24 protein-coding genes, 1 tRNA gene and 2 pseudogenes are annotated in these 26,757 nt (G+C 60.9%); 14 read left to right on the top strand and 13 right to left on the bottom strand.

The annotated features are described in order from the left end of the window. Positions 1-179 precede the first annotated feature (179 nt). The 4 genes and pseudogenes from J5M73_RS11810 to J5M73_RS31855 all read left to right on the top strand — a co-directional run. Positions 180-521, top strand: coding sequence for a ribonuclease E inhibitor RraB (locus J5M73_RS11810; RefSeq protein ID WP_102863882.1), 342 nt, complete (start codon positions 180-182; stop codon positions 519-521). A gap of 343 nt (positions 522-864) precedes the next feature. Next, positions 865-1,014 (top strand): annotated as a pseudogene (locus J5M73_RS11805) (circularly permuted type 2 ATP-grasp protein); the annotation flags it as partial. 11 nt (positions 1,015-1,025) lie between these two features. After that, entirely contained in the window at positions 1,026-1,976 is a 951-nt protein-coding gene (locus tag J5M73_RS11800; protein ID WP_207815719.1) for an alpha-E domain-containing protein, read from the top strand. Continuing rightward, a pseudogene (locus J5M73_RS31855) lies at positions 1,973-2,255 on the top strand (transglutaminase N-terminal domain-containing protein); the annotation flags it as partial. The gene J5M73_RS11800 and the pseudogene J5M73_RS31855, both read left to right, overlap by 4 nt. A gap of 82 nt (positions 2,256-2,337) precedes the next feature. Here the strand turns inward: J5M73_RS31855 and J5M73_RS11790 are convergent. Then, on the bottom strand, positions 2,338-3,144 hold the full coding sequence (locus tag J5M73_RS11790; RefSeq protein ID WP_102863879.1) for a cytochrome c: 807 nt from the start codon (positions 3,142-3,144) through the stop codon (positions 2,338-2,340). An 855-nt stretch (positions 3,145-3,999) separates the two neighbouring features. On the opposite strand from J5M73_RS11790, the gene J5M73_RS11780 reads away from it, so the two are divergent. The 3 genes from J5M73_RS11780 to J5M73_RS11770 all read left to right on the top strand — a co-directional run bounded on the left by J5M73_RS11780 (position 4,000) and on the right by J5M73_RS11770 (position 8,203). After that, positions 4,000-5,205: an acetyl-CoA C-acetyltransferase gene (locus tag J5M73_RS11780; RefSeq protein WP_102863878.1), complete on the top strand. Its 1,206-nt coding sequence runs from the start codon at positions 4,000-4,002 to the stop codon at positions 5,203-5,205. A gap of 25 nt (positions 5,206-5,230) precedes the next feature. Next, positions 5,231-7,375: a 3-hydroxyacyl-CoA dehydrogenase NAD-binding domain-containing protein gene (locus J5M73_RS11775; protein ID WP_102863877.1), complete on the top strand. Its 2,145-nt coding sequence runs from the start codon at positions 5,231-5,233 to the stop codon at positions 7,373-7,375. A 105-nt stretch (positions 7,376-7,480) separates the two neighbouring features. Beyond that, positions 7,481-8,203, top strand: coding sequence for an amidotransferase (locus J5M73_RS11770; protein WP_102863876.1), 723 nt, complete (start codon positions 7,481-7,483; stop codon positions 8,201-8,203). Between the two features lie 41 nt (positions 8,204-8,244). Here J5M73_RS11770 and J5M73_RS11765 read toward each other — a convergent pair whose 3' ends face one another. The 3 genes from J5M73_RS11765 to J5M73_RS11755 form a co-directional block, all read right to left on the bottom strand. After that, a complete protein-coding gene (locus J5M73_RS11765; RefSeq protein WP_102863875.1) occupies positions 8,245-9,216 on the bottom strand; it encodes a magnesium and cobalt transport protein CorA in 972 nt (323 codons plus the stop codon). Between the two features lie 158 nt (positions 9,217-9,374). Beyond that, positions 9,375-10,097, bottom strand: a complete 723-nt coding sequence (locus tag J5M73_RS11760) for a 1-acylglycerol-3-phosphate O-acyltransferase (RefSeq protein WP_102863874.1) — start codon at positions 10,095-10,097, stop codon at positions 9,375-9,377. A 212-nt stretch (positions 10,098-10,309) separates the two neighbouring features. Beyond that, the gene (locus tag J5M73_RS11755; protein WP_102863873.1) at positions 10,310-10,999 is read right to left on the bottom strand and encodes a crotonase/enoyl-CoA hydratase family protein; all 690 of its coding nucleotides are present in this window, start codon (positions 10,997-10,999) and stop codon (positions 10,310-10,312) included. Positions 11,000-11,318: 319 nt separating this feature from the next. Here J5M73_RS11755 and J5M73_RS11750 point away from each other — a divergent pair. Then, positions 11,319-11,408, top strand: a tRNA-Ser gene (locus J5M73_RS11750). A 436-nt stretch (positions 11,409-11,844) separates the two neighbouring features. Here the strand turns inward: J5M73_RS11750 and J5M73_RS11745 are convergent. Further along, positions 11,845-12,114, bottom strand: a complete 270-nt coding sequence (locus J5M73_RS11745; RefSeq protein ID WP_102863872.1) for a hypothetical protein — start codon at positions 12,112-12,114, stop codon at positions 11,845-11,847. Positions 12,115-13,323: 1,209 nt separating this feature from the next. Here J5M73_RS11745 and J5M73_RS11740 point away from each other — a divergent pair. The 4 genes from J5M73_RS11740 (at position 13,324) to J5M73_RS11725 (ending at position 15,654) form a co-directional block, all read left to right on the top strand. Continuing rightward, positions 13,324-13,764 carry a hypothetical protein gene (locus J5M73_RS11740; protein ID WP_102863870.1) on the top strand — a complete coding sequence of 147 codons (441 nt, stop codon included), beginning with the start codon at positions 13,324-13,326 and terminating at the stop codon, positions 13,762-13,764. Positions 13,765-14,161: 397 nt separating this feature from the next. Then, positions 14,162-14,527: a glycine zipper domain-containing protein gene (locus tag J5M73_RS11735; RefSeq protein ID WP_102863869.1), complete on the top strand. Its 366-nt coding sequence runs from the start codon at positions 14,162-14,164 to the stop codon at positions 14,525-14,527. A 110-nt stretch (positions 14,528-14,637) separates the two neighbouring features. Then, entirely contained in the window at positions 14,638-14,799 is a 162-nt protein-coding gene (locus J5M73_RS11730) for a hypothetical protein (protein ID WP_180988586.1), read from the top strand. Positions 14,800-14,958: 159 nt separating this feature from the next. After that, positions 14,959-15,654 carry an HAD-IA family hydrolase gene (locus tag J5M73_RS11725; RefSeq protein WP_102863868.1) on the top strand — a complete coding sequence of 232 codons (696 nt, stop codon included), beginning with the start codon at positions 14,959-14,961 and terminating at the stop codon, positions 15,652-15,654. Between the two features lie 133 nt (positions 15,655-15,787). On the opposite strand, the gene J5M73_RS11720 is transcribed toward J5M73_RS11725, so the two are convergent. Then, positions 15,788-16,534: a 3-oxoacyl-ACP reductase family protein gene (locus J5M73_RS11720; protein WP_102863867.1), complete on the bottom strand. Its 747-nt coding sequence runs from the start codon at positions 16,532-16,534 to the stop codon at positions 15,788-15,790. 126 nt (positions 16,535-16,660) lie between these two features. Here J5M73_RS11720 and J5M73_RS11715 point away from each other — a divergent pair, with 126 nt between their 5' ends. Further along, entirely contained in the window at positions 16,661-17,584 is a 924-nt protein-coding gene (locus tag J5M73_RS11715) for a LysR family transcriptional regulator (RefSeq protein WP_102863866.1), read from the top strand. Positions 17,585-17,620: 36 nt separating this feature from the next. Here the strand turns inward: J5M73_RS11715 and J5M73_RS11710 are convergent, their stop codons facing one another. The 3 genes from J5M73_RS11710 to J5M73_RS11700 all read right to left on the bottom strand — a co-directional run bounded on the left by J5M73_RS11710 (position 17,621) and on the right by J5M73_RS11700 (position 21,213). Beyond that, positions 17,621-18,349: an aspartate/glutamate racemase family protein gene (locus J5M73_RS11710; protein WP_102863865.1), complete on the bottom strand. Its 729-nt coding sequence runs from the start codon at positions 18,347-18,349 to the stop codon at positions 17,621-17,623. A 55-nt stretch (positions 18,350-18,404) separates the two neighbouring features. Continuing rightward, positions 18,405-19,952, bottom strand: coding sequence for an NCS1 family nucleobase:cation symporter-1 (locus tag J5M73_RS11705; protein ID WP_102863864.1), 1,548 nt, complete (start codon positions 19,950-19,952; stop codon positions 18,405-18,407). A gap of 526 nt (positions 19,953-20,478) precedes the next feature. After that, a complete protein-coding gene (locus J5M73_RS11700; RefSeq protein ID WP_102863863.1) occupies positions 20,479-21,213 on the bottom strand; it encodes a phosphoadenylyl-sulfate reductase in 735 nt (244 codons plus the stop codon). Between the two features lie 175 nt (positions 21,214-21,388). On the opposite strand from J5M73_RS11700, the gene thrH reads away from it, so the two are divergent. Then, the gene (gene thrH / locus J5M73_RS11695) at positions 21,389-22,006 is read left to right on the top strand and encodes a bifunctional phosphoserine phosphatase/homoserine phosphotransferase ThrH (protein WP_102863862.1); all 618 of its coding nucleotides are present in this window, start codon (positions 21,389-21,391) and stop codon (positions 22,004-22,006) included. 114 nt (positions 22,007-22,120) lie between these two features. On the opposite strand, the gene pabB is transcribed toward thrH, so the two are convergent. From pabB to J5M73_RS11675, 4 genes are all read right to left on the bottom strand, one after another. Beyond that, positions 22,121-23,464, bottom strand: a complete 1,344-nt coding sequence (gene pabB / locus J5M73_RS11690) for an aminodeoxychorismate synthase component I (RefSeq protein WP_102864105.1) — start codon at positions 23,462-23,464, stop codon at positions 22,121-22,123. A gap of 163 nt (positions 23,465-23,627) precedes the next feature. Beyond that, positions 23,628-24,614, bottom strand: coding sequence for an alpha-L-glutamate ligase-like protein (locus J5M73_RS11685; protein ID WP_102863861.1), 987 nt, complete (start codon positions 24,612-24,614; stop codon positions 23,628-23,630). Continuing rightward, complete coding sequence (locus J5M73_RS11680; protein ID WP_102863860.1) at positions 24,614-26,146, bottom strand: inactive transglutaminase family protein; 1,533 nt, start codon at positions 26,144-26,146, stop codon at positions 24,614-24,616. Before J5M73_RS11680 ends, J5M73_RS11685 begins: the two co-directional genes overlap by 1 nt. 5 nt (positions 26,147-26,151) lie before the next feature. Continuing rightward, positions 26,152-26,688 (bottom strand): ATP-dependent zinc protease, encoded by a 537-nt coding sequence (locus J5M73_RS11675; protein ID WP_102863859.1) that lies wholly within the window; start codon positions 26,686-26,688, stop codon positions 26,152-26,154. Between the last annotated feature and the right edge of the window lie 69 nt (positions 26,689-26,757).

Below are 26,757 nucleotides of genomic sequence, written 5' to 3'. Positions count from 1 at the left end.
GTCGTCCAGGTGTTGGCGCTAATCTGCAAACGAGATCAGCGAATTCTTCGCTAAGCTCTGATCTTGTCAGCTCCATGCTTGTTTCCTGACGACCCGCCCCGGGTCGTGATGTCGGTCACTTTTGGCCGGCGGGTCGGGAAGCACGGAAAGTCTATCCATCGGTTTGAGGAGGACGTTTCATGAGCACAGCCTTTCAAGAAGACCTCAGCAGCAGTGTGTTGCGCCGCATGAAAGAAGGCGGTTTTGACTTTTCACGATTCCATCCCATCGAGTTCTACGCCATTTTCCCGGATGAGGAGCGGGCACGCAGGGCGGCAGGACAGTTTCGCGGTGAATCCTTGAATGCCCAGGTCAGCGTGCGTGACGACGGCGCCTGGTATCTGGAGTTGAGCAAGGTGATGTACGCCACCCATGGCGGCATCGGGGATTTTGAACAGGACTTCGAGGCAGTGGTCGAACCCCTGGGCGGTATCATTGAAGGCTGGGGGGTGAAACAGGAGATCCGTGGGCGTCTGTTATAGCTAAGGTTGTGTGCATCGAGACTGACAATTGGCTGACCTGCGGGTCGGCCAATTGTGTTTTCAGGGGCCGCAAAGGCAAAAAAAAGCCACCCGATAGGGTGGCTAAAAGGGAAGACCGGTCAGGAGAGGGAACCGGTCGGGAGAGCCCGGACCCGGTTGTCATCGGCGTCATCAAGGTTGCAGCAGCAACTTCATCAGGCTTGGTGAAGTGTTTGCTCGATGGGGCGATTATCCCCGTGTGTCCCCCGGCGGTGAAATCAACTCTGACTATGCTGGTGATAGCCAAAACCTGCGCCTGGCCATTACGTACAAAGGAGGGGCAGCGGCTTCGCGCAGCGAGGGTAGACACGCCAGGTTGCGGCCTGTCCTCGCCGATCGCGAAACCCGTGTGGTGTCCGGTGGTCTTACTCGTGTGGCCCTGCGTGAAGGCTCCCTGGTGGTGAACTCCTCCCAGGTTGGCGGCACCAAGGACACCTGGGTAGTGGAGGATTAAGGACGCCTGCCATGTTGAGTCGAACCGCTTCAGACCTGTACTGGATGTCCCGTTATCTGGAGCGCGCGGAAAACCTCGCGCGGATGCTCGACGTCAGCTATTCGCTGTCGCTGATGCCCCAGGATGGTCACGGTGACGGCCTGCACGAACTGGCCATGCCGCTGTTGATCACCGGCACCCTTGAAGACTACCAGGCTCGCCATGAGACGCTGCTTGCCGAGCGGCTGTTGCAGTTCTTTGCCCTGGATGCTGCCAATCCGGCCAGTATCTACAGTTGCCTGGGTTCGGCCCGGGCCTGTGCCCACGCGGTACGCGGGCGGATCACCGCCGATATGTGGGAAAACGTCAACGCCACCTGGCTGGATATTCAACAGATTGCCCGCCAAGGTCTCAGTACCTACGGCATAAACCGCTTTTGCGAATGGATCAAGGAGCGCTGCCACCTGTTTCGCGGAGCCTCCTACGGCACCATCATGCGCAACGATGCCTTCCGGTTTATCCGCCTGGGCACCTTTATCGAACGGGCCGACAACACCCTGCGCCTGCTGGATGCACGCTACGAGATGACTGGCGACCAGGTTGATGCGGTCGGTGACGGTACCGCCCGTGCGTATTACCAATGGAGCGCCTTGCTTCGCGCCCTGTCGTCCTTCGAGGCCTATACCGAGATCTACCGCGAAGCTCCCGGAGCCCGGCATGTCGCCCAGTTGCTGCTGTTGCATGCCGATGTGCCGCGCTCGTTGCGCGCCTGCATCGAGGAGATCGACCAGATCCTCGCCAGCCTGCCAGGGGACAACGGGCTTCCGGCCCAGCGTCTTGCGGCGCAGATGAATGCGCGTCTGCGCTGCATCGGCATTGATGAAATTCTCGACGAGGGCCTGCATGCCTGGCTCACCGACTTCATTCCCCGGGTGCGCCAGTTGGGCGATGCCATTCACCGTGCCTACCTGGAGGCGGCGTGAGACTCTCCATCAGCCACGCAACCGCCTATCGCTACCAGCACCAGCATCCGGTACGAACCAGCACCCACTACTTGAGCCTGACGCCCCACGACAGTGAGCGCCAGCAGGTGCTCGCCTGAGCGAGGCTGATGAAGCGTTGCGTGAATTTGCCAGTCAGCAATGCGCAAGGCGCTGTGATCGTGCCGCTCTGGTCGAGCTGATGCAGGGCTTAACCAGCTCATGGCCTACACATTGAGGGCAATGGATGTGGCTACCTGCGCGGCCGAGGCTTTCGCCGGGGCGGTGCCGGCGAACAGATGCATACCAGGATGGTGCAAGCAGCAGTCACTTCTGCAAGCGCCGGCTCGCTGGCGAAAGGGACTCAAGGAATCTGCTTGCGCCCCGCCATATGCCGGAGGTACTCCAGCAACAATTCCAGCTCCCCATCCGGCAGGACGCTGTTGCTGAACCCAGGCATTTTCGCCTGGGGCCAGCGCCTCAGGCTTTGCGGATCGCGAATATAGCGCTTGAGAAAATCACTGCCGAAATACTCGGTGGGGTTATAGGGAATGTTCAGGTCCGGTCCGAACTGAGAGTCGCCAGCGCCATTGAGTCGGTGGCAGGCCAGGCAGTTTTTCTGGAACAGGGCGAACCCCTGGTTGACTGGATCATCGACCGCCAGCTTCGGGTCCGGGCCCAGGGCCGGGAAACGCTCCGCCACCGGCGCCAGGCGCTGAATGCGTGCAACCTGGAACGGCCATTGCTCGGGGCTGATGTGCCCGGCCGCAGGATTGCTCCATACCAGGTAGAAAGGTCCGGCGCTGGGCTTGTCCGCTGCCAGTGACGGCCAGGGTTTGTCAGGGGCCTCAATGGCCAGCCAGGCCTGGGCGCCCTTGCGATTGAGCAGGGGCGCGGCGTTCAACTCTGCGGCAAAGCCGTCCAGAGCCACGGCTTGCAGATGGTCCTCGGCCTTGAGGCCCTTGAGCAGGGCCGCCATGGGCACGGCTCGGTACTGCATCTCGCGCTTGTAGGACACATCGTCCTTGATGCGGATGTCCCGGGCTTCGGGGTGCTTGAGCAGTTCTTCGGTTTGCCAGGTGCGGCTGTCTGAGCCCAGGTCGATCAGCAGTTGCGCAGCGTGTAGCGGACTGCTCGACAACAGAGCAGCGCAAAGGATGAGAGCTTTCAATTGATGTCCATCGGATCGTCGTCAGTGGGTTCGTCGCCGGGGAGTACATCCTCTGGTTGCGACACATGGTCGAACAGGGCAGCCCGGAGTTTTTCATGGTTACCGCCGTTGACGATACCGAAATGGCCGCGTTTGGCCAGCGTATCTTCGGCTTCCAGGGCATGCTGGCCAGTGTCGCTTTAGCTCACCACCGTGGCGTTGGGGGCCAGCACCACGTTGCGCAACTGCTGGGCCAGGCCCTCGGCACCGATGCTGTTAACGTCCTCCAGTTCCTCGGGAAGACTGGCACGCAAAACTGTCCCCCGGTAGGAACCGGGGGGCGATTTTCTATCTCGTTGGTCGAGCAGCCACAGATCAGCCGATCACTTTGGTGAGGTTCGGCAAGATCAGCAGCAGTGTGGTTGCAAAGAGAATGAGCCCCGCCTGGCGTACTTTCGAATGTTTGAACATGGCTGAATGCCTTTTGTTGTTATTCCTGAGCATCTATGCACGCCGGCCGCTGTTCTTTTTACGATGAGCCGGCTATGTGTCCTTTTTCTGATCTGTCCCGGCGCAGAATCCGTCTGGGACTTCCTACAGTTTCTACCTTAGGGGCCTTGAATCCTCTGGCTTAGATCCAATTCGTATGAAGTTATAGCTGCACTTCCTGAAAAAGCTATAAATCCGCCCGCATACCGGGTGGCCGCCCTTTGGCTAGACAGCTCGCGACCCTTCATCGGTGGATCGCTTAGCTGCCTACCGTTCGTCTGAGCGTCACCGTCAAGGCGGCTGAGCGCATCGGTCATTGAATCCGTCGCTGCCGCGCCTAATGTGGGAGCTCGACTTTTCCCCCCTGGATAGCGGTTCGAGGACGTCATGACCCAAGCTTTGATATTCGATGCGTTACGCACGCCCCGTGGCAAAGGCAAGGCTGATGGCGCCTTGCACAGTGTGAAACCGGTGAATCTGGTAGCCGGCCTGTTGCGGGCCCTGCAACAACGTTGCGAGCTGGACACCAGCCAGGTGGACGACGTGGTCCTGGGCTGCGTGACCCCCATCGGCGATCAAGGGGCCGATATCGCCAAGACCGCCGTCCAGGCAGCGGACTGGGATGTGAGCGTGGCGGGGGTGCAGATCAATCGCTTCTGCGCCTCGGGGCTGGAGGCGGTCAACCTGGGCGCGATGAAGGTGCTCTCGGGCTTCGAGGAACTGGTGGTGGTCGGTGGCGTCGAGTCCATGTCGCGGGTCCCCATGGGCAGTGATGGCGGCGCCTGGGTACTGGACCCAGAGACCAACATGCACAGTCATTTCACGCCCCAGGGGATAGGTGCCGACCTGATTGCGACCCTGGAAGGTTTCTCCCGCGAGGACGTCGACCGCTTTGCCCTGCAATCCCAGCAGAAGGCTGCCCGTGCGCGCTCCAGCGGTGCCTTCGGCAAGTCCCTGGTGCCGGTTCAGGACCAGAACGGCATCGTGCTGCTGGACCACGACGAGTTCATTCGTGCCGATTCGACCCTGGAAGGCCTGGGTAACCTCAAGCCGAGTTTCGAGATGATGGGGCAGATGGGCTTCGACGCCACTGCGCTGCGGGTCTACAGCCATGTGGAACGCATCAACCATGTGCACACCCCGGGCAACAGCTCAGGAATCGTCGACGGTGCGGCGCTGATGCTCATCGGCTCGCAAGCCAAGGGCCGGGAGCTGGGACTCAAGCCCCGGGCGCGGATCGTTGCCACTGCGGTGACCAGCACCGATCCCACCATCATGCTTACCGGCCCGGCACCGGCCACTCGCAAGGCCCTGGCCAAGGCCGGGCTGCGAGTCGAGGACATCGACCTGTTCGAGGTCAACGAAGCCTTTGCCTCGGTGGTGCTCAAGTTCATCAAGGACATGGCCATCGATCCGGCCAAGGTCAACGTCAACGGCGGCTCCATCGCCATGGGCCATCCACTGGGCGCCACCGGTTGCGCAATTCTCGGCACCTTGCTCGACGAGCTGGAAGTCCGGCGCCAGCGCTATGGCCTGGCCACCCTGTGTGTCGGCGGCGGTATGGGTATCGCCACCATCATCGAACGCCTCTGAGCCCCGACTTCAAGGAATTTCCTTCATGACCGATGCCATCCGTTACGAAAAGGGCCAGGACCAGATCGTTGTCCTGACCATCGATATGCCGGGCCAGAGCGCCAATACCATGAACGCGGTGTACCGCGATGCCATGGCCGCTGCCGTGGCCCGGCTGCAGGCCGAACAGGATTCCATTGCCGGGGTGATCATTACCTCGGCGAAAAAGACCTTCTTTGCCGGTGGTGACCTCAATGAGCTGATCAAGGTCGGCAAGCCGCAGGCCAAGGCCTTTTACGACATGGTGCTGACCCTCAAGGGCCAGTTGCGTGCCCTGGAGAACCTGGGCAAGCCCGTGGTCGCCGCGATCAACGGCGCCGCCCTGGGCGGTGGCTGGGAGATCTGTCTGGCCTGCCATCGCCGAATCGCACTGGACGACAAGTCGCTACAGATCGGTCTGCCGGAAGTGACCCTGGGCCTGCTGCCCGGTGGCGGTGGCGTGGTGCGCATGGTGCGCATGCTGGGCCTGGAGAAGGCCTTGCCTTATTTGCTGGAGGGCAAGAAAGTGCGTGCGCAGCAGGCGCTGCAGGCTGGCCTGATCGATGAACTGGCGACAGACCGCGACGACCTGCTGGCCAAGGCTCGGGCCTGGATTCAGGCCAACCCGGCCGCCAGGCAACCTTGGGATCTGCGCGGTCATCAGATTCCCGGAGGCACGCCGGCGAACCCGAAAGTGGCGCAAATGCTGGCCATCGCCCCGTCGATCCTGCGGAACAAGACCCAGGGCTGCTTCCCGGCACCGGAGAAGATCCTCTGCGCCGCCGTTGAAGGCGCCCAGGTGGACTTCGACACCGCGCAACTGATCGAGACCCGCTACTTCACCGAGCTGACCACCGGCCAGGTGGCGAAGAACATGATCGGCACCTTCTGGTTCCAGCTCAACGAGATCAATGCCGGCGGTTCACGTCCTCAAGGCATAGCGCCGCAGACCACAAACAAACTCGGGGTACTCGGTGCCGGGATGATGGGCGCGGGAATTGCCTACGTCAGTGCCGTCGCAGGCATCGAGGTGGTGCTCAAGGATATAAGCCGCGAAGCGGCGGAGAAGGGCAAGGCCCACGCGGCAGCGTTACTGGAGAAAAAAGTCGCGCGCGGACACATGAGCAACGAGCAGCGCGAGGCAATCTTGGCGCGGATTCTCACCACGGCTGAAGAGACCGACCTGGCCGGCTGCGACCTGATCATCGAAGCCGTATTCGAGGATCGAGAACTCAAGGCCAAGGTGTCCAGGGCTGCCCAGCAGGTGGTCGGCGCGGACGCCGTGATTGCCTCCAACACCTCCACCTTGCCCATTACCGGGCTGGCCACCGCAGTACCCAATCCGGACAAGTTCATCGGTCTGCATTTCTTCAGCCCGGTGGAGAAAATGCCTCTGGTGGAAATCATCAAAGGGGCGAAGACCAGCGATGAAACCCTGGCTCGAGGTTTCGACTTCGTCCTGCAGATCAAGAAGACCCCGATTGTGGTCAATGACAGCCGCGGTTTCTTCACCTCCCGGGTGTTCGGTACGTTTACCAACGAAGGCATCGCCATGCTGGGCGAAGGCATCGCGGCACCGATGATCGAAGCCGAGGCGCGCAAGGCCGGGATGCCCGTCGGACCGCTGGCAATCTCCGATGAGGTTTCCCTGAGCCTGATGAGCCATATTCGCCAGCAGACCACCAAGGACTTGCAGGCCGAAGGCCGGCCCGCCATCGAGCATCCGGCATTTGCCGTGATCGATTTGTTGCTCAACGAATACAAGCGAGCGGGCAAGGCTGCCGGAGGCGGCTTCTACGACTACCCGGCCGGCGGCCAGAAGCACCTGTGGCCACAATTGCACACGCGCTTCTACAAGGCCGACGGGCAGATCTCGCCCCAGGATGTGCGCGACCGCCTGCTGTTCATCCAGGCCATCGAAACTGTGCGCTGTGTGGAGGAGGGCGTGTTGCAGTCCACCGCTGACGCCAATATCGGTTCGATCTTTGGTATCGGTTTTGCGGCCTGGAGCGGTGGTGCCCTGCAGTTCATCAATCAGTACGGGGTGCAGGATTTCGTCGCTCGTGCGCAGTACCTGGCGGAGCAGTACGGCGAGCGTTTCACTCCGCCGACGCTGCTTCTGGAAAAGGCCCGCCAGGGCCAGTTGTTCTGACGCAGACATGCAGTAAATGACCCGCCCCGGGGCTTGCCTTGCCGTGGTATTTCAAGGCAGGCTCTGGGGTGTTCATTATTGCCATCGCCTTGTCAGGAATTTTTTATGTCGCTACGCATCTGCATTCTTGAAACCGATATCCTGCGTCCCGAACTGGTCGATCAATATCAGGGTTACGGGCAGATGTTCCAGCGTCTGTTTTCCCAGCAGCCCATCGCCGCCCAGTTCAGCGTCTACAACGTGGTCCAGGGCGAGTATCCCGGCGATGAGCTGGAGTTCGATGCCTATCTGGTGACGGGCAGCAAGGCCGATTCCTTCGGTACCGATCCCTGGATCGAAACCCTCAGGACCTACCTTTTGGGTCGCTACGAGCGCGGCGACAAGCTGTTGGGCATCTGCTTTGGTCATCAGTTGCTGGCGTTGCTCCTGGGGGGCAAGAGCGAGCGGGCGGTTCAGGGCTGGGGCGTGGGAACCCACAGCTACAAGTTGGCGGCCAAGGCCCCGTGGATGAGCCCGGTGGTGGAGGAACTGACCCTGTTGATCAGTCACCAGGACCAGGTCACCGCGTTGCCGGAAAATGCCACGGTGATCGCCTCCAGCGATTTCTGCCCCTTCGCGGCCTACCACATCAACGACCAGGTGCTGTGCTTCCAGGGGCATCCCGAGTTCATCCACGATTACTCCCGGGCCCTGCTGGATCTGCGCCAGGAGTTTCTCGGCGAGCAGATCTACCAGAAAGGCGTGGCCAGCCTTGAGCACGATCATCACGGCACCACCGTTGCGGAGTGGATGATGCGCTTCGTCGCTCACAAGCCTGAAGCCGCCTGAGTGCGTCTGTGGCCCTGCCGCAAGGGCAGGGCCATCGTCCCTCAGAGCCAGCCTGAGCGCTTGAAGCTGGCCCAGAGACCGACACAGCCGACACTGATGAAGCCTAATACCCCAAAGTAGCCGTAGTGCCAGCTCAGTTCCGGCATGTTCTGGAAGTTCATCCCGTAGATCCCGGCTACCGCTGTTGGAAACGCCAGGATCGCCGCCCAGGCGGCGAACTTGCGTTGCACGATGCTTTGCCGGGAAGCCTCCAGCAGCACGCCGATCTCGATGGTCTGGCTGGCGATGTCGCGCAGGGTCGACAGGTCTTCCATCTGCCGAGTGACATGAATCTGCACATCACGGAAGTACGGGCGCATGTTCTTGTCGATGAACGGAAAGCTGAGCTTCTGCAACTCCTCGCTGATCTCCACCATGGGCGCCACATAACGGCGCAGGCGCAGCACGTCGCGGCGCAGGCCGTGAAGGTTCTGGATATCGCGCTCGTTCAGTGAGTTGCTCAGCACATTGCGTTCCAGCTCGTCGATTTCCCCGTGGATGGCCTCGCTGACCGGCTGGTAGTTCTCGGTGACGAAGTCCAGCAAGGCATAGAGGACGAAGTCTTCGCCGTGCTCGAGCAACAGTGGGCGCGCCTCGCAGCGCTGGCGGACATAGCCGTAGGAAGCCGATTGGCCGTTGCGGGCGGTGATGATGTAACCGTTGCCGGCAAAGATGTGGGTTTCGATGAACTCCAGCTTGCCGTCGGTCCGCACGGGGGAGTAGGTGACGATGAACAGTGCGTCGCCGAAGGTTTCCAGCTTGGGCCGACTGTGTTTCTCCAGGGCGTCCTCAATGGCCAGTTCGTGCAGGTTGAACTGGCGCTGCAGATTGGCCAGCTCGTGGGCATTGGGTTCTTCCAGGCCGATCCAGACGAAGTGGCCGGGTTTTGCGGCCCAGGCAGCCCCTTCGTCGAGGCTGATATCAGCGACTTTCTTCCCGCCGCTATAAACGGCGGCAGCAACAACTCTACCCATGGTTGCGGTTCACTTCTTCTTATCAATGGTGGCGATGACAGATCAGCAGCAGCTTAGCCTGCAATGCAGCATCAGAGTCACTGGCGCAGCTTGAGTTCGGCGACAAATAAAAGCCCGCACGAGGCGGGCTTGGTGGCGTCACAGATGGGCCGGCAGCTTCAGGCCGCTTGCAGTTGGCGATCCATGTTGGCAATGCACTCGCGCATCTGCTCGCGGCACTGGGCAATCAGCAAGGGCATGTCGTCCATGGTCAGCCCGGCCGTGGGGATAGCCGGCAGCGAACGGATAAGGATCTTGCCACTGTTCCAGCGGTTCAGGTGCATGTGCTTGATGTAGCTGCTGACGCACACCGGCACGATCGGCACGCCGGCGGCGATGGCCATCTGGAAGGCGCCTTTCTTGAAGGGCAGCAGGTCTTCGCCGAAGTTGCGCGTGCCCTCCGGGAAGACCCAGATCGAGGTGTTCTTGTGCTGCAGGGTGTGGGTGGTGGTGAGCATCGAGCGTCGGGCCTTGTGCGGGTTGCCGCGATCGATCAGAACATTGCCCGCCAACCAGAACAGTTGGCCGAACAAAGGCACCCATTTCAGGCTCTTCTTGCCGATGCACACGGTGCGCCGTGGTACCACGTTGCCGAACACGAACAGGTCGTAGTTGGACTGGTGGTTGGCGATGATCACGCAGCTCTCGGGTTTGTCCATCAGTGGCCCGACTTCGGCTTTGACCCGCAGGCGCAGAATGCACATCGCCGGCCAGGCGTAGAGGCGGGCGCACAGGCGGCTGTTGTCGGGGTTGAACGGGCGGCACAGCCCCAGCAGCAGGCCCAGGCTGCCGGCCAGGATAAAGTGCAGGCCCATCAACGACATACGAAACAGATACAGCATCTAAACGGCCCACCGGGGACAAAAGGTGGCGCAGTGTACGGATGTGCACTGTTTTCGGCAATTACCGTTCTCAGCCGGGAGATGGGCGATGTTTAAGGGCATGTTTCCGACTGCGATGGCTGGCAGCAGTCTAGAGCGGTGGGCGCTGGGTGTTCAGGCCGATGCAAAAAGCCCGACACGCAGGTCGGGCTGGATCGGGGAAGGCAGGTGTTTTAGCCCAGGTGTTCCTGATCCTGGATGATGGCGTTGTCCAAAGTCTCCAGCAACGCCTTGCGCGCTTTCAGCTTGGTGTTCTTGTGGGCCAGCATGTTGATTTTCTTCAGTTGACGCGCGGCAGCCAGGGCGGCGCCTTGCAGTTCCTCGGCGCTCACCACCTTGTCGAGGAAGCCGGCATCCACAGCACTCTGGGGATCGAACATCTCGCCATTGATCACCGAGCGATGAAAGGCCGAGCGCCGCAGACGGTCACGGGCCAGCTCGATCCCCGCGTGGTGCATGGTCATGCCGATCTGTACTTCATTGAGGCCGATGCTGAATGGCCCGTCGACGCCGATACGGTAGTCCGCCGACAGCAGCAGGAACGCGCCCTTGGCCACAGCGTGGCCGGGGCAGGCGACGATCACCGGGAAGGGGTGGGACAGCAGGCGGCGAGCCAGAGTCGAACCCAGGGTCACCAGCGCCACGGCTTCTTTAGGGCCGGCAGTCATCACTTTGAGATCGTAGCCACCGGAAAGAATCCCTGGCTGACCGGTAATGATCACCACTGCGCGATCGGCCGTTGCTTGATCCAGCGCGGCATTGAAAGCGGCAATCACGTCCGGGGAGATGGCATTGACCTTGCCATTGCTCAAGGTCAGGGTCGCGATACCGTCTTCGAGATGGTAGGAAATCAACTCACTCATGACGCAATTCCTTGTATTGAAGTGCAGCAGAAGTTACTCACCACGATAGATCTGGTAAAGCGCCGTGACTGACTGGTGAGTCAGGCTTGGGACCTGACATCGGCCTGTATGGCGCTGCGGGTAACGGGTGGTTTCTTCTATATAGCTGTAGGCAAGGCTGGAGAATGGCCGGTTTGCCTTGTCGTCGATGGAGGGCGAATCCCCTTCAAGCAGGGATCGGCCTTAAGCGCATGAAAATTCTGAAAAAAAAGTTTGCCATCTGAAAAGCTATCGACTACATTAGCGCGCCTCGACAGACTGAATCGGTTTGAAGAGATACGGTGAAGTGTCCGAGTGGCTTAAGGAGCACGCCTGGAAAGTGTGTATACAGGAAACTGTATCGAGAGTTCGAATCTCTCCTTCACCGCCACATTCTGAAAACGCAAACCCCTGATTTTCCTAGAGGAAGTCGGGGGTTTGTGGTTTTTGGCGTCTGAAAAATCTCCCTCTGGAACCCGCATGGGGCCGGTGGGTGTTTTTCAGTGGCGTCGGGTGGATAACAACTGGTTAAGCGTTGCCCCTTGTGCAGTGAATGAGCTGTATATATCTCGGCGAAATGGCCGAGGTCGAATTCACCGAGCGATGTCCGCGGCAGCATACACATGGAAAGGTATTTTGTTGCTCAAGTCCCATTTCGAAGACGCAACAAGGGGTGCCTCTAAACCAGAAGCAATTGTCTGCTGGCGAGGGCTATTGCCGGGTAAAAAGTATGAGGGCGTCTGTATCTTCGAAGTCGTGTGTGGCTGGGCTGACAGGCTCTGGTGCGTGCTGACCGCGTAAGTCGCGCACCAGGCCTGTCAGAATAGTTACCACTGACCGCTTATGAGACAGCCGACGATTTCCCAGCCGCTGTATTCCCACCAGGAATATCGATCATCAGAGCAACTACTGGCCAGGCTGGCCATCTGGATTTCGCCAGTTGTCTGATGGGGTCCGAAAGGAGTGTCAACTGAGGCTGTCATCTGATTGACGGTCTGGGGAGCCTTGATTGGGGCCTGATGCACGGAGGCGTTCGCGACAGTTGCGGTGAAAGCGAGCGTCGCGGAAACGGCCAGAACAGTTATGGAATTTTTCATGTTCGAATCCTTTCAGTTGGCTGATATGCGGCTTATGCATAGCCTGACCTGCCTTTATCAGTAATCCGAACAGATCGGGCACGCGCGTAATGTGACGCCATGAAAGCCTACCACCGCGCGACCTCCTGTTCAGTCGCTCAACAGCACTATTGACAAGCTGGTAATGGTCTGGATTTTTCTCATGGAAAGAGCAGCCCAAGGGTTCGAATTTGACGAGCCTGGTGTTGATGCTCTCCCTGAAAATGTCTCCATTTCTAGACTTGTACGCCACCACTTCATAAGGCAATTGGATGCCAAGCCCCCGCTAATTTCTGAATGGACGTGCTGCCATATCAAGCGGTCGTCGGGTTCATGAGCCCGGAAATGTGCTCTGGATCATTTTTTCCTCTGATGCTTTGCCACTCGTCGGCACTTGTCTGGTTTGGAGGGCAGGTCGACAAATGACTGGCTAGTCTGAATTGCCGTGACGGTCAGTATTTTCCAGGCAATCAGGAGCTTGCCGGTACTGATCGGTTGTTGGAGGGAGCTGGGATATGAGGAGTCTTGCCTATATCGAAGACAACGGGGATGAGTTCCCAATCAACAACTTGGTGCGTTGCGGTCAGGCCGCATTTGAAGTCGAAGAACAATCCCGAGTCAGTAGCAGAAAGAAAACTGCGCCGCTGCCGGTAGCCAGTAATACCATGTTCTTTCCCAAGGCAACGCCAAAGAGAAAGTGATTTTAAGTTTTGAGTGCCCCGTTAGATGCGGGGCTTTTTATTGCCCGCAAAATGTTAAATCTGGATGTCTATCAGGATTGATAGTTGTAATCCGAAAAGATGGGTGATTTGAGAGAGGTCCAGATATTGCCAATAGTCCTGTTGGCGATAAAGTTTCCCGTTTGCACCGCGCGATACTCTGTGATGGGTTTTCTGTCGCGCTGCTAGAGCTGAGGGCTGGTCGCCAAGCAGCCCGGTCCATTTGCGGTGGTTGGTTGAGGTCATAACTTTCTTGTCATTGTTTGTGTATTAATCTTTTTTTAGATTTTGGGTAGTCGTATTAATTGTTTGTCGCCAGTGAGATGGCTTAAGTAAAGAGAGATCCTTTGTGTTTTTGGGAAATCTCTTATCTCAATTGGCTATAACTGGCGATATGTTCCTTATCCCGATTCAAACGGGGCTGCGCATCCAGCGATGATGCCTTTATATGAAAAGCGATAAGGAAATAAACGTGAAAGCTATTTTCAAACTCCTCGCACTGTCCACTCTCGTAGCCGCAGCCACTGGTTGCACCAGCTACAACATCAGCCAGCCATCGTCGCCCATCGATAGCCAGGTCAAGGCTGACCTGAAAGCAGATGTAGCAGTGGGCGAGGCAATCTCGGGCCAGTCGTCGGTGAATATCCTCTTTGGTTTCCTGCAGTTTGGTGGCGATAGCCAGTTTGCTGATGGCGTGACCTACGGTGGCGATACTGGCGGCGGCCTGGGTGGTCTGGGCCTGGATCCAGTGAGTGCGGTCAAGTCGGCTGCTGCCTTCAAGGCAGTCAAGTCTTCCGGTGCCGACCTGATCGTGGCTCCACGCTATGAAGTCAGCGAAGAAAACTACTTCGTCTTCAAGAAAGTCTCGGTCACTGTCAAAGGCAACAAGGGCAGCATTCGCAGCATTCGCTGAGATCACTGTTGCCAGTGAGCGATCAGGCCGTTATCGAAGCAGTGGCGGGGTAGCCAACCAAGGGGCTGGCCTGTATTGATCGGCTTCGAGCATCTTCAGAAGGTGAACTGAAGATGTTGGCAGGATGGGAAATTCTGTGATCCGCGTCTGTTGCTCCCAGTCGCGGGTACTTTTCACAGAATCTTCACATCTGCCTGCGTACGCTCAAACCATCCGTTAAAAGCAGTACCCCTAGCCCGTTCCCCAGCGGGCTTTTTTTTGCGCGACGATAAAACTCTTTTAGAATCCGCGGTCCAACCCACCGGAGAGCAACCGGGTGTTGCCGTTACGCTCCGCAGCGGGTGGCGCGCGCTGGGCTTTTGTGTCAGTTCGACAGTCTTTTTTTGAGGTTCAAGTCATGCGTTCAACTTTACCTGCCCTGGTTGTAGGACTTCTGCTGGCTCAAGGTGCGATGGCTGGCGATGGCACTGCCGCCATTGGTGGTGGTCTTGGCGGTGCGCTGGGCAATGTGGTCGGGCAACAGCTCGGCGGCAGCACCGGGGCGGCTATTGGTGCGGGTGTGGCCGGGGCGGCCGGTAGTGCGGCGGGTGCGCGCAAGGGCAGCCGGACCAAGGCTGCGATTGGCGGTGGCCTGGGCTCGGCTGGTGGCTCGCTGATCGGCAATCGCCTGGGCGGCAGCACTGGGTCCACCGTGGGTGCCGGCATTGGTGGTGCAGCGGGTGGTGCCCTGGGGAGCAGCATGGGGCACAAGAAGCGTCATTGATTTAGGCTCTCGTTCAAAAATAGCCCGGCCCCGCGCCGGGTTTTTTGTGCGCGTTGCTCAGGGCTTCGCCATACTTGACGCAGCCCGTCCCGCTGTTTAAGGAGAGGATCATGCCCCGTGAAATGCCCGCTAATGTCGAGCCCGGCCCAGCGTCACCGTTGGTGATCAACGACCCGGGGAATGAAGATCCCGGCTCCTTGATGGATGATGCGCTGGTGCCACTGCAGGAAGGGCCTGAAGAAGGAGAGCGCGAGCTCGATCCTGGCGACTGAAACTATCCCGCCTCTCGCACTCTGTGCCTTGCCCCTCGGTTGCTCCTGACCCAGCCCCGCCGCTATGCTGCTGAATCCTTTAATTGACGCGTTGCCGAACATAACGGGCCGTACCTGAGCCGCTCCCTGGAATGTACTTTTGCTAACGGATCAGATGCGATGAATGCACAGTTGAATGATTTGGGACCGATCAAGGCGGTCATTTTCGATATGGACGGTCTGCTCCTGGATACCGAAGGTATCTACACCGAGATCACGCAGTTGATCGCCGAGCGTTATGGCCGCACCTACGATTGGACCATCAAGCAAAACATCATCGGACGCGGTGCCGCCGATCTGGCGCGTTACGTGGTCGAGGCCCTGGACCTGCCCATCAGCGCCGAAGAGTTCCTGGTCATGCGCGAGCCCTTGATGCGTGAGCGCTTTCCTCGCGCCGAGGCCATGCCGGGGGCTCAGCAACTGGTACGCCATTTGAAGCAGCACCAGGTGCCAATCGCAGTGGGCACCAGCTCGTCGCAGAAGTCCTTCGGCGAGAAAATCACCCGCCATGGCGATTGGTTTGCGCTGTTCGACACCACTGTCACCGCCGATGACCCGGAAGTGACGGCGGCCAAGCCGGCGCCGGATATCTTCCTCACCGCGGCCCGGCGCCTGGGGGTAGCCCCAGGGGAGTGCCTGGTGTTCGAGGACTCGCCCTTCGGCGTGACGGCTGCCAAGGCCGCAGGGATGCGGGTGCTTGCGGTGCCCGATCCGGCCATGGCGGATAGCAAGTTCGCCCACGCTGACGGGATTCTGCGCTCGCTCACGGGGTTTCAGCCCGCCGCCTGTGGTTTGCCGCATCTGGTGTGGGCCTGAGGTCGCAAGGAAACGGGTAGGGAGAAAGGAAGGCGTTGCCAGCCGGTTCGCCCTCTGCGGCAGCCGTTGGCGGATGCCGCGCAAGCAACCGGGCCACCCGCTACAGGTGGCCCGGTTTTTTTGCGTTGACGGATCAGGCGCTGAAACCGCCGTCGATGCTCAAGCTGGCGCCAGTGATGTAGGCCGCTTCGGGCCCGGCGAGATAGGCCACGAAGCCAGCGATTTCTTCGGCGCGGCCATAGCGACGCACGGCCATGAGATCCAGCAGGCTTTCGGCAAAGGCGCCGTCGGCCGGGTTCATGTCGGTGTCCACCGGGCCGGGCTGGACGTTGTTGATGGTGATGCCCCGTGGTCCCAGGTCCCGCGCCAGGCCTTTGGTCAGGCCCACCAGCGCGGCCTTGCTCATGGCGTAGGGACCGCCACCGGCGAAGGGCATGCGCTCGGCATTGGTGCTGCCGATATTGATGATGCGTCCGCCTTCGCCCATGTGCCGCGCAGCCTCCTGGGTGGCGATGAACACGCTGCGGATGTTGATGGCCAGGGTCTGGTCAAAGTCTTCCAGCTTGAACTCGTCCAGCGGGGCCATTGCCAGGACCCCGGCATTGTTGACCAGGATGTCGAGGCCGCCGAAGGCCTGGGCGGTACGTTGCACGGCCTCCCGAATGGCGTCGGCGTCGGCGCTGTCGGCCTGAATGGCCAGGGCCTTGCCGCCCTTGGCGATGATGCTGTCCTGCAGGGTCTGGGCCTTGCTCGCGGAGCTGACATAGGTGAAGGCGACGCTGGCGCCTTCGGCGGCCAGGCGCTCGACGATGGCGGCGCCGATACCGCGGGAACCGCCTTGGATCAAGGCCACTTTGCCGCTGAGGTTGTGCTTGCTCATGTGTTTCTCCAGAGATTCAAGGTCGGGTTGCCTTGTGCTTGGCGTCGAGTATCGACTGCTGATTGGCCGCTGTGTAGCGGGTAATTCCTATACTCTGTGTAAACCAAAAGTATGGAATGGTCGGTGATGGAAGCTTTCGGCAGTATCGAATGTTTTGTCCGCAGCGCTGAAGTCGGCAGCTTTGCCGAGGCGGCGCGACGCCTGGGATTGACCCCGGCCGCGGTGGGGAAGAGCGTAGCCAAGCTGGAGGCGCGGGTGGGTGTGCGTCTATTCCAGCGCAGTACCCGGCGTTTGACCCTGACCGAGGCCGGACGCTTGTTCCTGGCAGAAGTCAGCGACAGCCTGCAGACCATCCAGAATGCCGTGAGCAGCCTGTCCACCGTCCAGGGGCGCCCGGCAGGCACGCTCAAGGTCAGCATGGGAACGGTATTTGGCTGTTTTTACATCGTGCCGATGCTCGCAAGCTTCCTGCAGCGTTACCCGGACATCCAGCCGGACTGGCATTTCGACAATCGCCAGGTGGACCTGATCGGCCAGGGCTTCGATGCCGCCATCGGTGGCGGTTTCGAGTTGCCACAAGGTGTGGTCGCCCGGCGCCTGGCACCGGCCCATCGGGTGCTGGTGGCCAGCCCGGCCTATCTCGCGGGGCGAGCGCCGATCCGTGATCCGGAGGACCTGCAGCATTGCCGGGGGATCCTGATCCGTTCTCCGCAGACCGGCCGCATCCGTCCCTGGCAACTCAGCGGGCGCGGCGGTGGCGTGCGCCCTTTGGAGCTCAAGGCCAGCATGACCATGAGCGATTCCGAAGCCGCCTGCGTGGCGGCCGCCCAGGACCTGGGGTTGGCCCTGGTGAGCATGCCGTTTGCCGTCAACTACCTGCGTTCCGGCGCGCTGCAACGGGTCTTGCCGGATTGGTACGTCGATGATGGCTACACCTCGATCTACTACGCCGAGCACAAGATGCTCCCGGGCAAGACCCGGGCTTTTGTCGACTTCGTCATCGAGCAGTTCGCCGAACAGGGCCTGGCGCAAACCTTCAGCGCCCTGTAGGCGCCGTCTGGCTGGCAATCCCGGGCGCTGGCTAACTCAGCGCCCCAAACGCAGCGGCCAGCCAACCACCTTTTTCGGTCGCGGCGTCGCATAGGTCCGCACCTTCGAGGTGGACAGCCCCAGGCGTACCAGGGACTCGGCGATGGTCACCGCCGCCGTGACCCCATCCACCACCGGCACTCCGGTACGCTGGCGAATCTGTTCATCCAGCCCGGCCATGCCGCCACAGCCCAGGCAGATGACCTCGGCCTTGTCCTGGGTTACCGCCAGTTCGGCCTGGTGCACGATGGACTCCACCGCCCGCAGCGGGTCTTCCTCCAATTCCAGCACCGCGAGGCCGCTGGCTCGTACCGAAGCGCAGCGCTCGTAGAGGCCGGACAGCTTGAGCCGGTCCTCGATCAGCGGCACGGTGCGATCCAGGGTGGTCACCACCGAGTAGGCATGGCCGAGGAACATCGCGGTGCTGGCGGCGGCGTCGGTGATGTCCACCACCGGCACATTCAGCAACTCCTGCAGGCCCTCGCGGCCGTGCTCGCCGTAACCGGCCTGGATCACTGCGTCATAGGGCTGGTCGTAGGCCAGCACCCGATCCATCACGGCGATGGCCGCCAGGTAGCTTTCGAAGTTGCCTTCCACCGATTCGGCGCCGAAGTAGGGGGTCAAACCGACGATTTCCGTTCCCGGTGCCGCCACGCTTTGCGCCTGGCGGGCGATGGCCTGGGTGATGGAGTCGGTGGTGTTGACGTTGACCACGAGAATGCGCATGGGGGTTCCTTGCTGGTTGGGCAGTTCAAGGCCCGGCGCACCGGGCCGTTCAGGTTCAATGACTGATGTTGTCCACGGCGATGGATTCGCCGCTGACATCGGCGTACCCGGGTTGGCGCTTGGCGATGATCAGGTACAGCAGGCCGGCGATACCGGCACCGATCAGCCAGGAAAACGGCGAGACGCTGGCGAAGCCCGGCACCAGGGCCAGCACAATGGCAATCAGCGCCGCGGGCACGAAGGCCGCCACCGCTCGCAGATTGACCCCGCGGCTGTAGAAGTACGCGCCTTGCGGGTCTTCGCTGTACAGCTGCGGCACGTGGATCTGGGCTTTGCGCAGGATCCAGTAGTCCACCATGATCACCCCGTACAACGGGCCGAGCAGGGCGCCCAGGCCGGAGAGGAAGTACACGATCACCAGCGGGCTGTTGTACAGGTTCCACGGCAGGATCAGCACCGCCAGCGCCGCACTGATCAGCCCGGCGCGGCGGAAGGTCAGGTACTTGGGGGCCAGGTTGCTGAGGACGAAGGCCGGGGCGACGAAGTTGGCCATGATGTTCACCGCCACGGTGACGATCAGGAAGGCCAGGCAGCCCAGCACCAGAAACAGCGTATTGGGGATCGAGGCGATGATCTGGGTCGGGCTTTCGATGACCTGGCCGTTGATCTGGAACTGCGCGCCGCACAGCAGCACGGTGATGGTGGCAAACACCAGGATGTTCACCGGCAGGCCCCAGAAGTTGCCGACCTTGATGGTCTTGCGGCACGGCGAGGAGCGCGCGAAGTCGCAGAAATTGAGGATCAGCGTGCCGTAGATCGCCAGCCACAATGCGCCGCCGGCGAAGATCTGCCGCCACATTTCTCCGCCGGTCAAAGGTTCGCGAATCGACCAGGCAATCTGCCCGTCGGCCTGGGTGTACATCCACCCGGCGAGGCAGGCCACGGTCAGCAGAATGATCGGCCCGGCGAAGGCTTCGTAGCGGCGGATCATCTCCATGCCGTAGGCGAGGATCACCAGTTGCACCAGCCAGATCACCACGAAACAGGCCCAGCCCAGGGTCGAGAGGCCGAGGATCGAGTTGTGGTCGTAGTCGGCGAACCCCGGATGAATGGCCGTGAGCAACACGCGAAATACCACCGAGGCCAGGTAGGTCTGGATGCCGAACCAGGCGATGGCGATCACCGCGCGGATCAGTGCCGGTATCTGCGCGCCATGGATGCCGAAGCTGATGCGGCTGATCACCGGGAACGGCACCCCGGTCTTCTGTCCCATGTAGCCGGACAGGTTCATGAAGAAGTACACCAGCGCCGCGCCTATTCCCAGCGACAGGAGGATCTGCCAGCCACCCAGGCCCAGGGCGTAGAGGCCGATGGCAAAGGAGTAGTTGGCGATGTTGTGCACATCGTTGGTCCACAGGGCAAAGATGCTGTAGCCACCCCAGCGCCGGCCTTCGACCTTGGTTGGCGCCAGGTCGCGGTTGTGCAGGCGCGGGCTGAGGATGACGCTGTCCGGGTCGGTTGTGGCGATGGGCTGTTGCAGGTGGTGCGAGTGCGGCGAGGAGGGCAGATCCAGTGCGATGTTGTTGGAAGGGCTGGTGTGCATTCCGGCGGCTCCTGATTCCGGCCCCGGATGACTGTGCTTGAGCGCAAGGCTCGACAATCTTCGTCGCAGGGGCGGAATCACTGGGTTCTGGGCATCTGCAGCTTGAGTCGTGGATCAGGCGTGCGGACGGTTAGTGTATGTATGTTTTGCTATTTTTGTATACAAAACATAGGTCGACTAAAGCCACTTCTGTGCCAGTTTTGAAGCTATGAAATCGGCTGCTGATTTTGTTTTGTTATGGTCTGCTCCTAACTGTATGAAACAGATGGATTAAAAATTGACCGTTTGAACAGGTATTTATTTTTCGGCGGATGCGATTGGCTGTCGTATGAATGTTGACGGCAGAAAGGCCTGTCACTTTTTGGGGCGGAGGGTGCTGAAAGTGCACACATAAATGGCACCCTTGGTGACATTTATGTGTACAGGTTTTGCGGGTGCGTCGGTTGGCGTTCCGTTTGCCGGCGAACGCGTCCTCAGGGTGAGGGGCTTTCGCCGGCAAGCCGGTTCCAGTGGAGAAGGGGGAGGGTCAGGCTTTGCTGATGAGGTTGCCGGCGTGCAGGCCGCATTCCTTCTGGGTGGCTTCTTCCCACCACCAGCGGCCTTCGCGCTCGTGCTGGTTGGGCAGTACCGGGCGGGTGCAGGGCTCGCAGCCGATGCTGATGAAGCCGCGCTCATGCAGGCTGTTGTACGGCAGTTCGAGCATGCGGATGTAGCCCCAGATCTCTTCGCTGCTCATCTGCGCCAGCGGGTTGAACTTGTACAGCGGGCGTTCGGGGGTGGAGAAGGCGCTGTCGATCTCCAGCACCGCCACCTGGCTGCGGGTGCCCGGGCTCTGGTCGCGGCGCTGGCCGGTGGCCCAGGCGCTGACGGTGGACAGTTTGCGTCGCAGCGGTTCGATCTTGCGGATGCCGCAGCATTCGCCGTGGCCGTCCTTGTAGAAGCTGAACAGGCCCTTTTCCTTGACGAAGGGTTCGAGCTTGCTGTGGTCCGGCGAGATCAGTTCGATGTCGATCTTGTAGTGTTCGCGCACCTGATCGATGAAGCGGTAGGTTTCCGGGTGCAGGCGACCGGTGTCCAGGCTGAACACCTTGACGTTCTTGTTCAGCTTCCAGGCCATGTCCACCAGCACCACATCCTCGGCGCCGCTGAAGGAGATCCACAGGTCGTCACCGAACTGGGCAAAGGCCAGCTTGAGAATGTCCTGGGCGGATTTGTTGGCATAGGTCGCGGCGAGTTCAGCGACGTCGAACGATGGGGTCATCAGGGCGGTTTCCTACAGGTCGGTGGCGCTGTGCGCTCTATAGGGGGGCGATCTTAACAAAATCCACCCGGCCCTGGCGCGCTCCTCTGCGTTGCGCCTGCGCAGGCGAATCGCTAGAGTTCGGCAGTCCTTTTGCTCGCTCAACTTCAATAATCAGAACCAATGGGAGTGTCTTGTGGAAATTGCCTGTCTCGATCTGGAAGGTGTCTTGGTCCCGGAAATCTGGATCGCCTTTGCCGAAAAAACCGGGATTGAATCCCTCAAGGCAACCACCCGGGATATTCCCGACTACGACGTATTGATGAAGCAGCGCCTGCGGATTCTCGACGAGCACGGCCTGAAGCTGTCCGACATCCAGGAAGTGATCGCCACCCTCAAGCCCCTGGACGGCGCGGTGGAGTTCGTCAACTGGCTGCGCGAGCGTTTCCAGGTGGTGATCCTCTCCGACACCTTCTATGAGTTTTCCCAGCCCTTGATGCGCCAGCTGGGTTTCCCGACCTTGCTGTGTCACCGCCTGATCACCGATGACGCTGGTCGGGTGACCGGTTATCAGCTGCGCCAGAAGGACCCCAAGCGTCAATCGGTGCTGGCCTTCAAGAGCCTGTACTACCGGGTGATCGCGGCGGGGGATTCCTACAACGACACGACCATGCTCGGCGAGGCCGATGCCGGCATCCTGTTCCATGCCCCGGACAACGTGATCCGCGAGTTCCCGCAGTTCCCCGCGGTGCACAGTTTTGCCGAGCTGAAGCAGGAATTCATCAAGGCTTCCAACCGCACCTTGAGCCTGTAAACCGCACCTGTAGCCGCTGCCGCAGGCTGCGACAAGCCCCGCAGGGGCTTCATGGCCTCAACAGCGGCGCCTGCTTCGCAGTCGATCGCAGCCTGCGGCAGCGGCTACAGGGGTTCAGAGCCCCTGCAGCGTTTCCAGCAGCACCCGCACCTTGGTGATGGATTCCTGGTACTCCGCCTGCCAGTCCGAATCCGCGACGATTCCGCCACCGCCCCAGCAACAGATCTGCCCGTCCTTGGCCAATAGGCTGCGGATGGCGATCGAGCTGTCCATTTCCCCGCGCACGTCCAGGTACAGCAGCGAGCCGCAGTACAGCGCCCGTCGCGTGGGCTCCAGTTCGTCGATGATCTGCATCGAACGGATCTTCGGCGCGCCGGTGATCGAGCCGCCGGGGAAGCTGCCGGCGATCAGGTCCAGGGCGTCCTTGTCGTGCGCCAGCTCGCCGGTCACGCTGCTCACCAGATGGTGCACGTTGGGGTAGCTTTCCAGGCTGAACAGCTCCGGCACGCGCACCGAGCCGGTGCGGCAAGTGCGCCCCAGGTCGTTGCGCAGCAGGTCGACGATCATCAGGTTTTCCGCGCGGTCCTTGGGGCTGGCCAGCAGCTCGGCGGCGTTGGCGGCGTCTTCTGCGGCGTCCCGGCCCCGGGGACGAGTGCCCTTGATCGGCCGGGTTTCCACCCGGCCCTGGCTGACGTGGACGAAGCGCTCCGGCGACAGGCTGAGCACCGCGCCACCGTCCGGCAGGCGCTGAAAACCGGAGAAGGGCGTCGGACAGGCCGCGCGCAACGCGCAGTAGGCGACCCAGGGATCGCCCTGGTACTGGCCGCGAAAGCGCTGGGCGAAGTTCACCTGATAGCAGTCGCCGGCCTGGATGTAGTGCTGGATGCGCTGGAAGGCCTGGCGGTAATCCTCGGCGCTCAGATCAGGCTGCATGGCGCTGGTCAGCTTGAATGCCGACTGCGACGCGGGCAGTGGCTGGTTGAACAGCTGGATCAGGCGCTGGCGTTCGGCGGCGTCCAGGCTGGGGTGGAACAGCAGTTGGCTGGTACCCGTCTGGTGGTCATTGATCAGCGCCCAGCCATACAGGCCAAAGCGCGCGTCCGGCAGGTGCAGGTCATCCCGGGCCTGGCTCGGCAGGCGCTCCAGATGCCGACCGAAGTCGTAGCTGAGGTAGCCGATCAGGCCGCCGGCGAAGGGCAGTTCATAGGGCGCCGGGACCTCGGCCGGGCCCAGCTGCTGCAGGTTGTGCCGCAGACGCTGGAGGAAGTCGCCGCCACGTTCGTCGTCGGCCACTGTCAGCTCGGCCAGTGGCCAGGCACTGAGCAGGTCATAGCGACCGCGCTCGGCACTGGGCCGGCCGCTGTCCAGCAGCACGGCACCGGGGGCGTGTTCGATTGCCGCGAAATACTCGGCGGGGTTGGCGCGATAAGGAAGCGGGTGTACGGAACAGGTCAACATGCGGGGCAAATCAGCCATCGGAGCGCGGTTGGCGATTGTATGCCTGTGCAGGAATTGCTCCTAGAGGGTATGTCGGCGATTGCCTGATTCAGGGCGCATTCACCGACCTGTAGCCGCTGCCGCAGGCTGCGAAAATTGCCTTCGCACCCCGCGGCAGCCGTTATCAGCCTTCCACCGGCGGAATGTGGCCGAACAGCTCCTGGGCGAAGCGCACTCGCTCTTCGACGGTTTCCTTGATGCCCCGGGCCTTGAGTTGCTCAAGGTGGGCTTCAATCGCGTGGGTACGCTGGGTCAGGCCGCAGTCGTTGGCGATCTGGATATTCAGCCCTGGCCGGGCGTTGAGCTCGAGAATCAGCGGGCCCTTGTCCTGGTCCAGCACCATGTCCACGCCGATGTAACCCAGGCCACAGAGCTCGTAGCAGCCGGCTGCCAGCTTCATGAAACCGTCCCAGTAGGGCAGTTGCACGCCGTCCACGGCGTTGGTGGTGTCCGGGTGCTTGGTGATGATGTTGTTCAGCCAGGTGCCGCGCAGAGTCAGGCCGGTGGCCAGATCGACACCGACGCCAATGGCGCCCTGGTGCAGGTTGGCCTTGCCCCCGGACTGGCGGGTTGGCAGGCGCAGCATGGCCATCACCGGGTAGCCCATGAGCACGATGATGCGGATGTCCGGCACGCCTTCGTAGCTGATGCTCTTGAAGATCTGGTCGGGGGTCACCCGGTATTCGATCAGTGCCCGGTCGCGGTGGCCGCCCAGGGAATACAGGCCGGTGAGGATGCTGGAGATCTGATGCTCGATCTCCTCATGGCTGATGATCTTCCCGGACACCGTGCGATAGCGGCCTTCGAAGCGGTCGGCGATCACCAGGATGCCGTCACCACCGGCGCCTTGCGCCGGCTTGATCACGAAGTCGTTGCGCCCACCGATGATCTCGTCGAGCTTGTCGATTTCCTTCTCGGTGGAGATTACCCCGTACAGTTCCGGCACATGGATGCCGGCCTTGATCGCCCGCTCCTTGGTGATGATCTTGTCATCGACGATGGGGTACAGGCTGCGCTTGTTGTACTTGAGCACGTAGTCGGCATTACGCCGGTTGATGCCCATGATTCCCCGCGCTTCCAGGGCTTTCCAGGTCTTCCACAGGCCGAACATCAGGAGTCAGCCTTGACGAAGGCTTTGAAACGCACGAGCTCCGTCAGGCGGTAGCCGCGGTAGCGACCCATCGCCAGCATGAAGCCCACCAGGATCAGCAGCATTGCCGGGAAGGTGAAGACGAAGTACGTCAGCTCCGGCACGCTCATGATCAGGTGCGCCAGGGACGCGGCAAACAGGGTGCCAATGGCGACTTTCATCGCGTGGCCGCCGCCACGTTCTTCCCAGGTGATGGACAGGCGTTCGATGGTCATGGTCAGGATCACCATCGGGAACAGCGCCACCGACAGCCCGCGCTCCAGGCCCAGCTTGTGGCTGAACAGGCTGATGGCGGCGATCAGCACCACGACGAAGGTCAGCACCACCGACAGCCGCGGCAGCATCTGCAACTTCAAGTGTTCCAGGTACGAGCGCAAGGACAGGCCCAGGGCGGTAATCACCGTGAACAGTACGATACCGAAGCCCAACTGGGTCTCGCGGAATGCCAGGGCGATCAGCACCGGGGTGAAGGTGCCCAGGGTCTGCAGGCCGATCAGGTTGCGCAACACCAGGATCACCAGCACGCCGATGGGGATCATCACCATGATCATGAAGGTCTGCTGGGTCTGCAGCGGCAGGCCGTACAGCGAGTATTCGAGGAAGTTGGCGTCGGTGTTCTCGTCGGTCAGCTTGGCCAGGCGAATGGCGTTCATTTCGCTGTTGTTGAGGCTGAAGGTGACGTTGGCCTTCTTGCCGCCATCGACGGTGATCAGGTTGTCATCGCCGGTCCACCACAGCAGGCGGTCGCTGGGCATGCCCTGTTCGCCGGTTTCCGGGTTGAAGTACAGCCAGTCGGTGCCGTTGAAGCTGCGCAGCCAGAGTTCCGGGGTCTGCGGCTGATCGGCCACCAGGCGGATGGTGTGGACCTTCTCCATCGGCACGTGGGCGATGGACAGCAGCAGCTCGACGATCCTGGCCTTGTTGGCGCTGGAGGGGTCGCCGGCCAGCAGCAACTTGGCGTTGTCGTCATTGGCGTTGTTGACGCGCTTGATGGCTTCGCTGATGAAGGTCTCGACGTCCGCCGAGTGCTGGCGGATTGGCGCCAGCAGGGCTTCGGCGGCGATCTTTTCCGCGCCTTCCACGGCCATGCTGTCGCGGAAGGTCGGGCCCTTGACCTTGGACTTCTCGGCGCTGTAGCGCTTGGTCAGCACCAGGCGGTAGTACAGGGTCTGGTTGCCCTTGGCCCGGCGTGCCGACCAGGTGACCTTGCGGTTGCCGTCGACGCGGTTGACCGCCACCCCGTAGTTGTTGGAAATGAAGCTCTCGTTGAGGCTCACGTAGTCGCGGCTCAGGGGCGGCACGAACATCTGGATCTTGATCGGGTCCTTGCCGTTGGCGACGAACTCGACCTTGGCGTCGATGTTCCACAGATCGTCGGTGGCGTCTTCGGTCACCGGAATGCCGAGCACGAAGATCTGATAGGCCGTGATCGAAATGCCCAGCACCACCAGGATGGCGATCAGGACTTTCAGATGAAGGGTAAGAGAGCGCATTGGAATTACTCTGCGGTATGAGCGTCGGTGGCGCAGGCGGGTTTGCCAGCAGCGTATTTAAGACTGGGGTCGACCAGCGCATCGAAGCGTTTCAGCGCTTCGGAGCCAATCAGCAGCGGGTATTGGAAAGTGCTGCGGTCGGTCAGGTTCACTTCGATGCTGCGCAAGGCACTGCCCATGCAGACATCCAGAGCGATCACCGGGCGCGCGGTGTAGTTCTTGTCCTCATCGGGATCATAGTCGCCGGCGCGGCGCTTGATCTTGCTGACCCGGGCCAGTGGCCGTTCGATGGGGTGGGAATGGGCGGTGTCGATGGCCAGGTAGAAACGCACCCAGGACTCGCCATTGCGCTTGAAGCGCTTGATGTCGCGGGCACTTAAGGACGCAGTCTTGGCGCCGGTGTCGAGCTTGGCAGCAACTTCCAGGTCGATACCTGATAGATGCGCGTACTCGTTCAAACCGTAGACCGTCTTGCCGGCGGCGGCACTGAGACCGGGCAGGGCAGGCAGACAGAGGAGTAGGGGAAGGGCCTTGAGTCTCATAGATCCTGATGGGCTTGGGTTCTTCAGTTCAAGGCGACCGGCATTGCTGCGCAAGCTCCCTCGTATGCG

It is taken from the genome of Pseudomonas sp. 50_B, from assembly GCF_017491625.1.
Taxonomy (GTDB): domain Bacteria; phylum Pseudomonadota; class Gammaproteobacteria; order Pseudomonadales; family Pseudomonadaceae; genus Aquipseudomonas; species Aquipseudomonas danubii.
This window is presented reverse-complemented; position numbering and strand designations above follow the sequence as displayed.